This window comes from Actinoplanes sp. G11-F43, assembly GCF_050589265.1.
GTDB lineage: Bacteria > Actinomycetota > Actinomycetes > Mycobacteriales > Micromonosporaceae > Actinoplanes.
The window spans coordinates 1-14433 of record NZ_JBNZCE010000071.1; the positions used below are offsets into that span (position 1 = coordinate 1).

The 14433-nt window shown below is 69.1% G+C and carries 11 protein-coding genes; 4 read left to right on the forward strand and 7 right to left on the reverse strand.

The genetic code is table 11. The features are described 5' to 3' along the window. Positions 1 to 410: 410 nt before the first annotated feature. From mug to ACQ0O7_RS44435, 3 genes are all read right to left on the reverse strand, one after another. Complete coding sequence (mug, locus tag ACQ0O7_RS44425) at positions 411 to 938, reverse strand: G/U mismatch-specific DNA glycosylase (RefSeq protein WP_430791969.1); 528 nt, start codon at positions 936 to 938, stop codon at positions 411 to 413. Positions 939 to 999: 61 nt separating this feature from the next. Beyond that, positions 1000 to 1761, reverse strand: a complete 762-nt coding sequence (locus ACQ0O7_RS44430) for an SDR family oxidoreductase (protein ID WP_430791970.1) — start codon at positions 1759 to 1761, stop codon at positions 1000 to 1002. 134 nt (positions 1762 to 1895) lie between these two features. Beyond that, on the reverse strand, positions 1896 to 2471 hold the full coding sequence (locus tag ACQ0O7_RS44435) for a TetR/AcrR family transcriptional regulator (RefSeq protein WP_430791971.1): 576 nt from the start codon (positions 2469 to 2471) through the stop codon (positions 1896 to 1898). A 164-nt stretch (positions 2472 to 2635) separates the two neighbouring features. On the opposite strand from ACQ0O7_RS44435, the gene ACQ0O7_RS44440 reads away from it, so the two are divergent. Then, positions 2636 to 3280 carry an HAD family hydrolase gene (locus ACQ0O7_RS44440; protein WP_430791972.1) on the forward strand — a complete coding sequence of 215 codons (645 nt, stop codon included), beginning with the start codon at positions 2636 to 2638 and terminating at the stop codon, positions 3278 to 3280. A 220-nt stretch (positions 3281 to 3500) separates the two neighbouring features. Continuing rightward, positions 3501 to 4334, forward strand: a complete 834-nt coding sequence (locus tag ACQ0O7_RS44445; RefSeq protein WP_430791978.1) for a serine protein kinase RIO — start codon at positions 3501 to 3503, stop codon at positions 4332 to 4334. A 10-nt stretch (positions 4335 to 4344) separates the two neighbouring features. Here ACQ0O7_RS44445 and ACQ0O7_RS44450 read toward each other — a convergent pair whose 3' ends face one another. Both ACQ0O7_RS44450 and ACQ0O7_RS44455 read right to left on the reverse strand, forming a co-directional pair. Then, entirely contained in the window at positions 4345 to 4590 is a 246-nt protein-coding gene (locus tag ACQ0O7_RS44450; protein WP_430791973.1) for a DUF2630 family protein, read from the reverse strand. Between the two features lie 13 nt (positions 4591 to 4603). Then, entirely contained in the window at positions 4604 to 5317 is a 714-nt protein-coding gene (locus ACQ0O7_RS44455) for a hypothetical protein (protein WP_430791974.1), read from the reverse strand. 31 nt (positions 5318 to 5348) lie between these two features. Between ACQ0O7_RS44455 and ACQ0O7_RS44460 the strand changes: the two genes are divergently transcribed. Continuing rightward, positions 5349 to 5954: a sugar O-acetyltransferase gene (locus ACQ0O7_RS44460; protein WP_430791975.1), complete on the forward strand. Its 606-nt coding sequence runs from the start codon at positions 5349 to 5351 to the stop codon at positions 5952 to 5954. Between the two features lie 63 nt (positions 5955 to 6017). Here ACQ0O7_RS44460 and acnA read toward each other — a convergent pair whose 3' ends face one another. Continuing rightward, positions 6018 to 8804 carry an aconitate hydratase AcnA gene (gene acnA, locus ACQ0O7_RS44465; RefSeq protein WP_430791976.1) on the reverse strand — a complete coding sequence of 929 codons (2787 nt, stop codon included), beginning with the start codon at positions 8802 to 8804 and terminating at the stop codon, positions 6018 to 6020. A 199-nt stretch (positions 8805 to 9003) separates the two neighbouring features. On the opposite strand from acnA, the gene pulA reads away from it, so the two are divergent. Further along, entirely contained in the window at positions 9004 to 12138 is a 3135-nt protein-coding gene (gene pulA, locus ACQ0O7_RS44470) for a pullulanase-type alpha-1,6-glucosidase (RefSeq protein WP_430791977.1), read from the forward strand. 945 nt (positions 12139 to 13083) lie between these two features. Here pulA and ACQ0O7_RS44475 read toward each other — a convergent pair. Next, a complete protein-coding gene (locus ACQ0O7_RS44475) occupies positions 13084 to 14328 on the reverse strand; it encodes an IS256 family transposase (RefSeq protein WP_430791979.1) in 1245 nt (414 codons plus the stop codon). Between the last annotated feature and the right edge of the window lie 105 nt (positions 14329 to 14433).

The following is a 14433-nucleotide window of genomic DNA, read 5'->3' on the forward strand; positions in this document are numbered from 1 at the left end:
TACGACAAACTCGCCGTCAGGTTCCAAGCCGTCCTGACCATCGTCATCATCTGCGAGTGGCTCTGACCGGCTTATGAAACACGCCTTAGGCGTGGCACCCGTCGGCGAATCGTTTCCGCCGCGAGACCGCCATCCACGAACAGCGGGTCCTGCCACCCCGCCCCGGCGACGACCACTACCGCCCCTAACCCGCCGCCACACCTCTCGGCCCGCACGCCACCACAGGTCGTGACCGTGTGCCGCGTTGTGGTGCGTTTCGGACCGCTTGTCACCACGTGGTTGTGACCGTGTGCCGCGTTGCGGTGCGTTTCGGACCGCATGTCACCACAGGTTGTGACCCGTGTGCCGCGTTGTGGTGCGTTTCGGACCGCAACGCGGCACGTGGTTGGGGGTTTCGGCGTTGGTGGGGCTCAGTGGGGGGTTGTGGCTGCTGTTCGTAGGGCTGCGAACTCGGCTGTCAGGGCCGGGAGCTGGAAGTGGGCGTTCAGGCCGCTCGGGTTCGGCAGGACCCAGACCGGGACGCCGGAGATCTGGTCCGGCTGTGGGCCGATCTTCGCCTTCGGGTGGCCGAAGGCCGCTCGGTAGGCCGTCACGCCCAGGACTGCCAGGTATCGGGGGCGGATGAGGGCCACCCGTTCGGCCAGCCGGGTGCCGCCGGTGACGAATTCGTCGGGGGACAGTTCGTCGGCGCGGGCGGTGGCCCGGGACACCACGTTCGTGATTCCCAGGCCCAGGGCCGGAAGAAGGTCCTGTTCGGACGGGTGCAACTGACGGCCGGTGAAACCGGAGCCGTGCAGCGCGGGCCAGAAACGGTTGCCGGGCCGGGCGAAATGGTGGCCGGTCGCCGCCGAGTAGAGGCCCGGATTGATACCGGAGAACAGCACCAGCAGGTTCGGGCCGACCACATCCGGAATGGTCCGGTCGGCCGCCGCCGCCATCTCCTCGGCGCTGGGCCGCCGGAGACGCGATGCGGAGGACGCGGGGTGAGTGGGTGGATTCTCAGAGGGCACGGAGGGCGCCACCGTCGACCGGCACGGCCACGCCTGTCACGTAGCTCGCGGCGGGGGACAGGAGGAAGGCCGCCACCTGGCCGAACTCGGTGGGTTCACCGATCCGGCGCAGCGGGATCCCGGCGGCCACCGCCTCGGCCGCGGTGGCCGGGTCGGGGGTGGCCTCGAAGAGTTCGCGGCTGCGGTCGGTCATGAAACGGCCCGGCAGGATGCTCAGCACCCGGACACCCCGCGGGGCGAACTCGTCGGCCATGTCCTTCGCCACCATCGCCAGGCCCGGCCGGAAACCGTTGGACAGGCCCAGACCGGCCAGCGGGGTCTTCACCGACGTGGACAGCACCAGGGCGATCGCGCCGCCCTCCGGCAGGGCCGCGGCGAACGTGCGGGCGGCCCGCACCGAACCCAGGAACACCGTCTCGAACGCACCGGTCCACTGGTCGTCGCTCATGCTCGCGGCGGTGCCCGGAGTGGGACCGCCGACCGAGATCAGCGCGCCGTCGAGCCGTCCGAAGCGTTCCTGGGCGGTGTGCACCAGCTCGCGGGGCGTACTCGGATCGGCCAGGTCGGTGGTGACCCCGGCCGCCCGGTCCGCGCCGCCCAGCGTCTCCACCGCCTCGGCGACCCGGTCGGCGTCCCGCGACGAGATCACCACCCGGGCGCCGTCGGCGATCAGCGCGCGGGCGGTGGCCAGGCCGAGCCCGCGGGAGGCGCCGGTGAGGATGAAGACACGATCAGCGAGTCCGAGATCCATGCCCCCGAACCTAACGCAGCCCGGCGGTCCCGGTGGCGCGGAGGAGGGGCGGTGAGGACGGGGAGGCGGGCCGCACGGGTGGTGGCGGGTGGACGCCGGAGGAGCGCGGCGCGGACAGCGCGGATCCGGCGGGTTCAGCGGCGGACGGCGTCCTCGACCACATCCAGGACGGCGGACAGCTCGCCGGCGGGACGGCCGGTGGCCAGATGCAGGACCAGACCGTCGTACGCCAGCTCCAGGAACTGGGTGAGCACCTCGACCGGCACGTCGTCGCGCAGCACCCCGGCCTCACGCTGGCGCTGCAGCCGGTCGCGGGTGGCGTCGGCGATGGCCGCGGAGCGCTGTGCCCACCGTTTGGCGAAAGCCGCGTCGGTACGCCTCCGGTGCGCCACCTCCAGCTGGGTGCCGAGCCAGCCGGCCGTGTCGCCCTCGCTGTTGCCGGCGCGGTCCAGCAGGTCGCGCATCACCTGGACGAGACCGTTGCGGGCGACCGTCTCGGCCATGCTGGCGGCGTCGTCCTCGGCCACGGCCAGGAACAGGTGCTCCTTGTCGCGAAAATGGTGGAAAATCGCGCCGCGGGACATGCCGGTGGCCTCTTCGAGCCGCCGGACGGTGGCGCCGCCGTAACCGAACCGGGCGAAGCAGTTGCGGGCCGCACTGAGGATCTCGTGGCGGCGCGCATCCAACTGGTCCTGACTCACCCTGGGCACGGGACAGATCGTTTCACGGGCCCGGAGCGCCTTGCAAGCCGTACGTACGGCTTCCTAGCGTCGCCTGTGCCACGAACGGATGATGCGAATTGCGTCATCTTCTCAGTGTTTTGTTAACGGTCCTGGACTGGTTGCTTCGGCAAGCGCTCACGTAAAGTGCCCGCGTGCCTCTAGTCTTCCTCTCCCTGGACGACACCCTGCTCGACCGCAGCGGTGCGTTCCGGTTGTGGGCCAAGGGGTTCCTCGACGAGATCGCCGCCCCACAGGACGATCTGGAGTGGCTGGTCTCGGTCGACGCCGACGGTCTCACCTCCCGCTGGGACCTCGCCGACCTGATCCGGGACCGCTACCGGCTGCGCGCCTCCACCATCGATCTGGTCGACGAGCTGAAGAACGGGCCGTTGACGTACGAACGGCTCGATCCGATGGTCGGTTGCGCCCTGGAGATCGCCGCCGACGCCGGGCTGGTGCCGCTGATCGTCACCAACGGCCCGGCCGAGCAGGAGGGGCGGATCCGGCGGACCGGGCTGGACCGCTATGTCGCCGGTTGGGTGATCTCCGAGGAGTGCGGGGTCAGCAAACCGAACCCGCGGATCTTCGCGATGGCGGCCCAGCGGGTGCGGATGCGGCTGGCCGGGGCGTGGGTGGTCGGCGACAGCCCGGAGGCGGACATCGGCGGCGCGGCCGCGATGGGCCTGCCCAGCGTGTGGGTGCACCGGGGGCGCAGCTGGATGGACAACCGGTTCGCGCCGACCCACGTGGTCGGCAACGTGATCCAGGCCATCTCCGCGATCATGGCGACCCGCTGAATAAATGAGTTGCGCGGCGTCGCGGTGATCCGCGACAGTGTGCGCGTTGTCGTAGTGCTCCAGCGAGAGAGAAGGGGGTGGACATCGTGGCTGTCTTTGTGATGACTGCTGTCCCCGTTTCCCCGAAAGCTTCTTTCTCCGAGGAGAACCTCCAGTGCGAGAGCACTCCGTGCGCCGTGGGCGCCGCAAGTTCGACGACGACGACGCCGACTTCCTGAAGATCAGCCGGCTGGAGCCGGCCCTCTCCGAGGACCCCGACCTGCCCGGCGAGGGCGATCGCTGGTCCACCTGGGACGGTGCGCTGCACGGTCCCGAACCCCGCCCGGACTGGGTCCGCACCGAGCACGGCGCGGTCGACACCGAACTGGGCATGCTGAAGACCGGTAAAGAAGCCGACGTCTTCCTGGTCCGCCGTCATGTCCCGGGCACCGATCGGGTGAGCATGCTGGCCGCCAAACGCTACCGCGACGGCGATCACCGGCTGTTCCACCGCGACGCCGGCTATCTCGAAGGGCGCCGGGTCCGCCGGTCCCGGGAGATGCGGGCGATGACCAACCGCACCACCTTCGGCAAACAGATGATCGCCGGGCAGTGGTCGGCCGCCGAGTTCGACGCCCTCGGCCGGCTGTGGCAGATCGGCCAGGAGGGCGGGCAGGTCTGCGTGCCCTACCCGGTGCAGCTGATCGGCACCGAGGTGATGATGGAGTTCATCGGCGACTGGGAGACCGGCGAGGCCGCTCCCCGGCTGGCCCAGGTGCGGGCCGGGCACGACCAGCTCGAAGACCTGTGGTCGCAGATGACCGAGGCGCTGTCGGTGCTGGCCCGGGCGCAGGTGGCACACGGTGACCTGTCGCCGTACAACACGATGGTCCACGACGGCCGGCTGGTGATGATCGACCTGCCGCAGATCATCGACGTGATCGCCAACCCGCGCGGCGGCGAGTTCATCGCCCGCGACGTGAAGAACGTGGCCGGCTGGTTCCGGCAACGCGGGCTGCCGGTCGACGAGACCGAGCTGATCGACCGGCTGCTCTACGAAGCGGGGTTGCGGTGAGGCCGGAGCCTCAGTTGAGGTAGCCCTCCACCTGGTCGACGCTGCGAGCCTGCTCGGCGTCCGGGTCCTGCCCGTTGTCCCGGGCGGCCCGGCGCCGGCGCAGCAGGTCCCAGCACTGGTCCAGGGCCTCCTCCAGCTCCTTGAGGCGGGTGTGCTCCTCGTCCGAGGAGATCTTGCCCTCGCTCAGCTGGCCGCGGAGCTTGTGCTCCTCGTCGACCAGCTCGCTGATCCGGCCCAGCACGGTCTTGTCATCCATACCCGAAGCCTATTCACCACACCGGCTCCGGTGGGGTAGCGAGTGGCGTGTCCGGCAGCCCGATCCGCGATCGGGTCGCACCGATGTCCGCCACCAGCCGCTGGAACAACGCCCGCCGGTCCCCGGCCAGTGCGGAGAGCGTCGCCGCCCGGTGCTTGAGCTCGTGCTCCCACGCCACCGCCATCCGGTCCGGGCGGATCCGAGCGAACTGCCCGCGCGCCAGCTCGGCGTCGCCGCTCAGCCCGGCCGCCGCCCCGGTGTGGAACGAGTGCCACCAGGAGGTGGCGCCGATCCGGCTCTGCGGCGCGGACAGCAGGCGTGCCACATCGGCCGGCGTGGTGATCTCCCGGCTCATCTGCTCCACCCGCTGCCGGGCGATCCCGGTGACCTGCTTCAGATCGGTGGCGAACCGGCCGTCGTCGACGTGCCGGACGCCGCCCACCCACACGTGGCCGTCGTGCGGCCGGTCGGTGGCGAAGTCGCCGGTCTCCTCCCGCCAGAACAGCGGCCCGCCGTAGTCGTACGTGAATTCGGTCATCGGTCCCCAGAGGAACTTGGCGGCCACCACCAGCGAGGTGCTGCCGCTGCGGGACTTGTCGAGGGCCACCAGGTGCAGCCACCAGCCGCGATCCGCCACCCAGACCCGGGTGCGCCGGTGGCGCCGGAAGCCGAGCGGGCGCAGCTCCGCCTGAGCCGCGGAGACGATCATCTGATCCGGAGTCGGCATCGACCGACACTAGCCGGGTTAGGGTCGGGCGGTGACGCTTGACGCTCAGCGGGAGCACATTCTCTCCGGCCGGATGTACAACGACCTGACCAGTGAACTCGTCGAGGCGCGGCAGCGGACCGTGCTGCTGACCGATGAGTACAACCGGAGTTTCGGGCAGCCCCAGCAGGTGCGGGAGGAGATCCTGCGGCGGCTGCTCCGTGACGTGGGGCGGGACTGTCACTTCGAGCCGTCGTTCCGGTGCGAGTTCGGGTTCAACATCAGTGTCGGGGACGCGTTCTACGCCAACTTCGACTGCGTGATGCTCGACGGCGGCGGGATCACCATCGGGGATCACGTGCTGTTCGGGCCACGGGTCGGGATCTACACCTCGAACCATGCCATCGACGCCGGGGAGCGGGTCGCGGGTGGCTGCTACGCCAAGCCGGTGACCATCGGAGACCGGGTGTGGGTGGGTGGCGGGGTCACCATCAACCCCGGCGTGGCCATCGGCAGTGACTCGATCATCGGGTCGGGGAGTGTGGTCACCAGGACGGTGCCGGCCGGGGTGATCGCCGCGGGGAATCCGGCCCGGGTACTACGGGAGATCACGGCCGAGGACCGGACCGGTTACCGGGCGGACGGCGTACCCAATTAGGGGTCTGGAGAAGCGGGACGGCCCGCCTCCCGTGAGCGGGAAGCGGGCCGTGACCGGAATGGATCAGCTGCGGAGCATCTTGCGGAGGACGTACTGCAGGATGCCGCCGTTGCGGTAGTAGTCGGCCTCGCCGGGGGTGTCGATCCGGACCACGGCGTCGAACTCGATGCCGGAGTCGGTGGTGACCTTGACCGTGGCCGGGGTGCTGCCGTCGTTCAGCTCGGTGACGCCGCTGACCGAGAACGTCTCGGTGCCGGTCAGGCCCAGCGACTCGGCGTTCTGCCCCTGCGGGAACTGCAGCGGGAGCACGCCCATGCCGATCAGGTTGGAGCGGTGGATGCGCTCGTAGCTCTCGGCGATGACCGCGCGGACACCGAGGAGCATGGTGCCCTTGGCCGCCCAGTCCCGGGACGAACCCGAGCCGTACTCCTTGCCGGCCAGGATCACCAGCGGGATGCCGGCCTCCTGGTACGCCACCGAGGCATCGAAGATGGTGGACTGCTCGCCGGTCAGGTGGTTCAGCGTGAAGCCACCCTCGACCCCGTCCAGCAGCTGGTTGCGCAGCCGGATGTTGGCGAACGTGCCGCGGATCATGACCTCGTGGTTGCCGCGCCGCGAGCCGTAGCTGTTGAACTCGTGCCGCGGGACACCGTGCTCGGCCAGGTACTTACCGGCGGGCGAGTCCGGCTTGATCGAGCTGGCCGGGGAGATGTGGTCGGTGGTGACCGAGTCGCCCAGCTTGGCCAGGACCCGCGCGCCGGAGATGTCGGTCACCGGGCTCGGGTCGGCCTGCATGCCCTCGAAGTACGGGGGCTTGCGGACGTAGGTCGACTCGCCGTCCCAGGCGAACGTGTCACCGGTCGGGGTGGGCAGCGACTGCCACTGCTCGTCACCGGCGAAGACGTCCTGGTACGCCGCGGAGAAGCCCTCGGCGCCGATCGCCTGCGCGATGGTCTCCTCGACCTCCTGCGGGGTCGGCCAGATCTCGTTCAGGAAGACCGGCTTGCCGTCCGACCCGACACCCAGCGGCTCGCTGGTGATGTCGATGTCCATCGAACCGGCCAGCGCGTACGCCACCACCAGCGGCGGCGACGCCAGGTAGTTCATCTTGACGTCCGGGTTGATCCGGCCCTCGAAGTTCCGGTTGCCGGAGAGCACGCTGACCGCGGTCAGGTCGGCCTCGTTGATCGCCGCCGAGACCTCCTCGGGCAGCGGGCCCGAGTTGCCGATGCAGGTGGTGCAGCCGTAGCCGACCAGGTTGAAACCGATCTTGTCCAGGTACGGGGTGAGGCCCGACCGGTCGTAGTAGTCGGAGACGACCTTGGAGCCCGGGGCCAGCGTGGTCTTGACCCACGGCTTGCGGGTCAGGCCGCGCTCGACGGCCTTCTTCGCGAGCAGCGCGGCACCGATCATGACCTGCGGGTTCGAGGTGTTCGTGCAGGACGTGATGGCGGCGATGACGACCGCGCCGTGGTCCAGCTCGTACTCCACACCGTCGTCACCCTTGACCCGGACGGGCTTGGAGGTGCGGCCGGTGGCGCCCAGCGCGGCGCTGAACATGTGCGGCTTGTCGGCGTCGTCCTGCACGCCGTTGGCCGGGGCGTCGGAGGCCGGGAAGGACTCCTCGCTGGCCTCGTCGGCGTGACCGTGCGCGGCGGTGTAGGCCGGCAGCGCGTCGCGCCACATCGCCTTCGCGGCGTTCAGCGGGACGCGGTCCTGCGGGCGCTTCGGGCCGGCCAGCGATGGGACGATCGTCGACAGGTCGAGCTCCAGCTTCTCGCTGAAGTCCGGCTCGGCGTTCGGGTCGAGCCAGAGGCCCTGCCGCTTCGCGTACGCCTCGACCAGCGCGACCTGCTGCTCGGAGCGGCCGGTGAGCTTCAGGTACTCGATGGTCTGCTCGTCGATCGGGAACATCGCGGCGGTCGAGCCGTACTCCGGGGACATGTTGCCGATGGTCGCCCGGTTGGCCAGCGGCACGGCGCTCACACCGGGGCCGTAGAACTCGACGAACTTGCTGACCACACCGTGCTGGCGCAGCATCTCGGTGATGGTGAGCACCAGGTCGGTGGCGGTGGTGCCGGCCGGGGCCTCACCGAACAGCTTGAAGCCGACGACCCGCGGGATCAGCATGCTGACCGGCTGGCCCAGCATCGCGGCCTCGGCCTCGATGCCGCCGACGCCCCAGCCCAGCACGCCCAGGCCGTTGACCATGGTGGTGTGCGAGTCGGTGCCGACCACGGTGTCCGGGTAGGCCTGGCCGTTGCGCTCCATGATCGTGCGAGCCAGGTACTCGATGTTGACCTGGTGCACGATGCCGGTGCCCGGCGGGACGACCTTGAACTCGTTGAACGCGGTCTGGCCCCAGCGCAGGAACTGGTAGCGCTCGCGGTTGCGCTGGTACTCCAGATCCACGTTGCGCTGGAAGGCGTCCTCACGGCCGAACAGGTCGGCGATCACCGAGTGGTCGATGACCATCTCGGCCGGCGAGAGCGGATTGACCTTGGTCGGGTCGCCGCCCAGCTCCTTGACGGCCTCCCGCATGGTGGCCAGGTCGACCACGCAGGGGACGCCGGTGAAGTCCTGCATCAGCACCCGTGCCGGGGTGAACTGAATCTCGACGTTCGGCTGGGCGTCCTTGTCCCACTGACCCAGCGCGTTGATGTGGTCGGCGGTGATGTTCGCGCCGTCCTCCGTGCGCAGGAGGTTCTCCAGGAGGATCTTCAAGGAGTAGGGCAGGCGCTCGTGCCCCTTCACCTTGTCGATCGTGAAAATCTCGTAGCTCGCGTCTCCGACGCGCAGCTCGCTCTTCGCACCAAAGGTGTCGAGGCTGGCCACCGTCTTCTCCTTCACACCCAGCGACTGGAATTCAAAGTCTTCCGCACCGAAAGGGCGACCTGTAGGTTAGGTATGCCTAACTCTCGGTTGTGCGTCTCCGCTAAACCGTACGTCCGTCTTGCTAGAACTCGCAAGGCGGGTTTCCCGCGCCGATCCTTCCAGCCCGTCGCCGGGAGCCCAGGAAAATGTCATATCCCGCTGCCATGATGTTGCGGTGACTAGATGGCTGGTCGTGCACTACCAGCGGCCCGACGACGACTACTCCGGCTGGGTCCTGCACGCGTGGGGAGACCTCGCCCCCGGTGCTGACCTGGCCTTTCCCGCCGGTGTGCCGTTCGCCGGGGAGGACGATTGGGGCCGGTTCGCCTGGATCCCGGTGGCCGAGGGCGCGCGGAAGGTCGGCTTCCTGATCATCGATCGGGACGGCGGCAAGGACGTCGACGACGACCGCTGGGCCGATCCGCACGAGACCCGGGAGATCTGGGTGACCGCCGGAGAGCGCCGGGTCGCGACCACCCCACCGGCGGTGACCGGTCCCGATCACGACGACGTGGTGATCCACTACCGCCGGCCGGACGGTGATTACGCAGGGTGGGGGCTGCACTGCTGGGAGGGTGTCCCGGTCAAGGAGAAGACCCGGTGGGGCGCCCCGCACATGCCCGACCGGTTCGACGCCTTCGGCGCGGTGTTCCGGGTCCGGGTCCGGCCCGACGCGGTCGGGCTGCGCTACGTCCTGCATCGCGGCGAGGAGAAGGACCTGCCCGACGACCAGCGGCTCGACCTCACCGTCACCCGGGAGGTGTGGCTGACCGCGGGGGAGAAGGCGCCGGTCCGGCCCGGCCTGGGGGCCACCCTCGGGCCCGAGCTGGATCCGGCCCGGGCGCACGCGGTCTTCATCGACCGTGGCACCGTGGCGTTGCCCGACTGGTTCGCCGCGCTCGGTTCGGCGTACACGCTGAACGGTTTGACCCTCACCCCTCGGCCGGGTGGCCTCTTCCAGGCACAGAGCCGTCGTTTTCCGCATTTGAGGGCCTATCGGGCGTACGCCGTTCCGGAGCTGGGTGATCACGAGTTACGGGCGCTCCTCCGGGACCGCCTGCTCGTCCAGGGGGCCGACTCAGGACAGCTGACAGCGCTGACCGCCGTCCAGATCGCCGGAGTCCTCGACGACCTCTACCCGGACGCCGTCGACGCCGAGCTCGGGCCGGTCGTCGACGGTCACGAGCCACCGCGGATCTCGGTGTGGGCGCCCACCGCGCACAACGTCGAACTGGAACTGTTCCGCGACCCCGGCGACGAGCCGCGGATCCACCCGATGCGGCGCGACGACACCACCGGCGTCTGGAGCATCACCGGCAAGCGCAAATGGCTCGGCCGGTGGTACCGCTTCCGCGTCGAGGCATGGCAGCCCGCCGCCCAGGCGGTGATCACGACCAGCGTGACCGACCCGTACTCACTGTCACTCGCCGCCGACTCCACCCACAGCCAGCTGGTCGACCTCGACGACCCGGCACTGCGCCCACCCGGCTGGGACCACCTGGTCAAACCACCCGCCGTCGCCCCGGCCCGGATGCAGATCAGCGAACTCTCCGTCCGCGACTTCTCCATCCTCGACGGCACCGTGCCGGAAGCCGAGCGCGGCACCTACCTCGCCTTCACCCGGCCCGGCTCGGACGGCATGCGCCACCTGCGCTCCCTCGCCGAAGCCGGGCTCACCCACGTGCACCTGCTGCCGGTCAACGACTTCGGCACGGTGCCCGACCGGCGCGCCGACCAGACGGTGCCCCTGTGCGACCTGACGTCGTTCCCACCCGACTCGGCCGACCAGCAGCGGGCCGTGATGGCCGGAGCCGACACCGACGGCTTCAACTGGGGGTACGACCCCTGGCACTGGACCACCCCGGAAGGCAGCTACGCCACCGAACCCGACGGGACCGCCCGGATCCTGCAGATGCGGGCCGCGGTCGCCGCCCTCAACAGCGCCGGGCTGCGCGTGGTGCTCGACGTCGTCTACAACCACACCATGGGCGACGGGCTCGACCGGTACAGCGTGCTCGACCGGATCGTGCCCGGCTACTACCACCGGCTGCTCGCCGACGGCAGCACCGCCGAATCCACCTGCTGCCCCAACACCGCCACCGAACACGCCATGATGGGCCGGCTCGTCGTCGACTCCCTCGTCACCTGGGCCCGGGCGTACCGGATCGACGGATTTCGCTTCGACCTGATGGGGCACCACCCACGAACCAACATCCTTGCCGTACGCGCCGCACTCGACGAGATCGACAACGGCATCGTGCTGTACGGCGAAGGCTGGAACTTCGGGGAAGTCGCCTACGACGCCCGCTTCGCCCAGGCCACCCAGGCCAACATGGCCGGCACCGGCGTCGGCACCTTCAACGACCGGCTCCGCGACGCCATCCGTGGCGGCAGCGCCCACGGCGACCCCGGCGCGCGCGGCTTCGCCACCGGGCTCGGCGACAACGTGCCCCTCTGGCTGCACGACCAGATCAAAGTCGGACTCGCCGGGGCCCTCGCCACCTACCGGTTCACCGGCCACGACGGGCACGAACACACCGGCGCCGAAATCGGCTGGAACGGCTCACCCACCGGCTACGCCCACGACCCCGGCGAAGCCGTCAACTACGTCGACGCCCACGACAACGAGATCCTGTACGACGCGATGGCGTTCAAACTGCCGCGCGACCTCAGCCCCACCGACCGGGCCCGGATGCAGGTGCTCGCCATCGCGCTCGTCGTCCTCAGCCAGGGCGCCGGATTCGTCGCCCTCGGCACCGAACGGCTGCGGTCCAAATCGCTCGACCGGAACTCCTACAACTCCGGCGACTGGTTCAACGGCATCCGCTGGGACCCGGCCCTCGGCAACGGATTCGGCATCGGACTGCCACCCGAAGAGGACAACGGTGACGTCTGGGACTGGGCCCGGCCACTGCTCGGCGACCCGGACCTGGTTCCGGTCACCGACGTGATCGAGATGACCGCCGAACGCTACCGGGAACTCCTCCGCATCCGGCGGTCGTCGCCGGTTTTCGGGCTGCCCACCGCTGAGGAGGTGCAGCGGCGGTTGACGTTTCCGCTCAGCGGGCCCGGCGAGCAGCCGGGGGTGATCGTGATGTCGCTGGACGGGACCGGGCTCGATCCGCACTGGGCGCGGGTGGTGGTGGTCTTCAACGCCACCGGGTCTCCGGTTGCTCCGGATATTTCGGGCGCTGGTGGGTTGCGGTTGCATCCGGCCCTGACCGAGTCGGCGGATCCGGTGCTGCGGGATGCCCGGCCGGACCGGGTGCCGGCCCGATCGGTGGCGGTCTTCGTGGGCGACCTTTCATGAGGTGGGTCTCCGGCCGGCGGTCACGGTGATCTGTGGTCGCGGGTCGTGGATCGTGGGCGCGGGTCGTGGATCGCGGGTCGCGGGTCGCGCGGCGTCGGCCTGGGGCATCGGCGGCGCCGGGATTCCGTCGGGTGCCCGGATCGGCTCGGGTCGGGGCTCCGCCGGGGCTCGGGTCGGCTCGGGCTGAGTCGATTGCCCGTGAATGCGGTCGGCACAGGTGGGGCCGTGGTTGCTTTTTGCCCGAATGAACCTTTTCCTCGGTTCGTCCGTTTGTTGCCGTGGTACCGCGCGAGAGTGCACTGCCCGGCCGGGCTTGATTGACTCATCACCGTTTTGAGTCTTGCTCTCGGTTTCGGCTCACTCGCGGTCGATCCCTCGCCCGGGCGCCCCTCCCGTCAGCGATGTTGGCGGATTTTGCCACCGTTTGAGCGCGTCCCTTGATCGGCGGCTCGCTCGTGGTCGATCCCTGGCGGTCAGCTCTCGCTCGGGCAACCGCACGATCTGCGATCTCGGTCGATTTACCACCGAGGTGAGCCCACTTTTTGGTTGCCTGATCATTCGCGGTCAATCCCTCGCGCGGGTGGCCTCTCCAGTCGAGATCTTGGTGGATTTACCACCGTTTCTGGTGGTAAATCCTCCAAGGTCGGCCAGGTTGGAGCGGTGGGGTCGGACAGGCGCGCGGGGAGAGGACGCGAGCGGGGCCGGCTACCAATAAGAAGGATCATTCGGTAGTAAATCGGCCAAGATCGGCCGGGGGTGGCATGCGTGCGGGAATTGCCTCCCAGTCGGATGAAGGTCAAGGAGAAGACTCTTTTCGGTGGTTTCGAGTGTTGCCATTTACGGGACGGTTCTCGGCAGGTAGGGGCCACATTTGAAGTTGATTTCTTGGTCACGTCCGCTGGCGTGGTGTAAGAGGCGGCCAGCGCTGATCCGTTGTTGTTGATCTTATGCGGCGATTGCGGTCGTTTCGATGATTCCGGTGTCGTGTCCTTCGGTATTGATGCTGTTCAGGCGGGCTTTGGCGAGGATCTCCAGGCCCATGTAGCGGCGGCCTTCGACCCATTCGTCGGTCTGTTCGGCCAGGACCGCGCCGACGAGGCGGATGATCGCGTCGCGATTCGGGAAGATCCCGACGACGTCGGTGCGGCGGCGGATCTCCTTGTTCAACCGCTCTTGAGGGTTGTTCGACCAGATCTGACGCCACAACTCGCGCGGGAACGCGGTGAACGCGAGCAGGTCGCCGCGGGCGTCGTCGAGGTGCTCGGCAGCATCGGGGAACTTCTGCTCAATGGAGTTCAGGACGCGTTCGAACTGGGCGGCGACGGCGGTGGCGTCGGGCTGGTCGAAGATCGTGCGGACCAGGGTGGCGACCCACGGCTGCGCGCTCTTGGGGACTTTCGCGAGCAGGTTGCGCAGGTAGTGGGTGCGGCAGCGCTGCCAGCCGGCGCCGGGCAGTGCCGCGCCGATCGCGGACACGAGGCCGCGGTGGGCGTCGGAGATCACCAGCCGGACCCCGGACAGGCCGCGGGCCGTCAGCGACCGCAGGAAGGCGAGCCAGCCGGCGCCGTCCTCGTCGGAGGCGATGTCGAGGCCGAGGACCTCCCGACCGCCGTCGGCGTTGACCCCGACCGCGACCAGGGCATGCACGTTGACCGTGCGGCCGTGTTCGCGGACTTTGATGACCAGGGCGTCGGTCCAGACGAACGTGTAGGGACCGGCGTCCAGCGGCCGGTTGCGGAACGCCTCGACCTGGACGTCGAGATGGCGGGCCATCTCCGATACTTGGCTCTTGGACAGAGATCTGACGCCGAGTTGCTCCACCAAACGTTCCATCCGCCGCGTCGACACTCCGAGCAGATACGAGGTCGCCACGACGCTGACCAGGGCCTGCTCAGCCCGGCGGCGGTGTTCCAGTAGCCAGTCGGGGAAGTAGGAACCGGACCGCAGCTTCGGAATGGCCAGCTCGATGGTGCCGGCCCTGGTGTCCCACTCCCGCTGTCGGTAGCCGTTGCGCGAGTTGGTCCGCTCAGGTGTGCGTTCGCCGTAACCGGCGCCGCAGAGGGCGTCGGCCTCGGCGGACATCAACGCGTCGGCGAACGTCTTGACAAGGGCTTGCAGCACATCAGGGCTCGCCGATTCCAAATGCGCGCCCAGCAATCCGGCAAGGTCCAAACTCGGTTCTGCGGCCATCGCAGGTCTCTCCTTCGTGATCTTCGAACAATCCGAAGGATCTGCGGTGGCCGCCTCGTTCATCCCGGAAAGTCCAGGTCATACACCACTTCGGTGGACGTGACC

Excerpts from the sequence above, each read along its gene's own strand:
- mug (WP_430791969.1), bottom strand. The coding sequence starts at position 938 with ATGGCGGCGGCGGCCGACCGGACCATTCCGGATGTGGTCGGCCCGAAC.
- ACQ0O7_RS44430 (WP_430791970.1), bottom strand. The coding sequence starts at position 1,761 with ATGGATCTCGGACTCGCTGATCGTGTCTTCATCCTCACCGGCGCCTCC.
- ACQ0O7_RS44450 (WP_430791973.1), bottom strand. The coding sequence starts at position 4,590 with ATGGATGACAAGACCGTGCTGGGCCGGATCAGCGAGCTGGTCGACGAG.
- ACQ0O7_RS44455 (WP_430791974.1), bottom strand. The coding sequence starts at position 5,317 with ATGCCGACTCCGGATCAGATGATCGTCTCCGCGGCTCAGGCGGAGCTG.
- ACQ0O7_RS44475 (WP_430791979.1), bottom strand. The coding sequence starts at position 14,328 with ATGGCCGCAGAACCGAGTTTGGACCTTGCCGGATTGCTGGGCGCGCAT.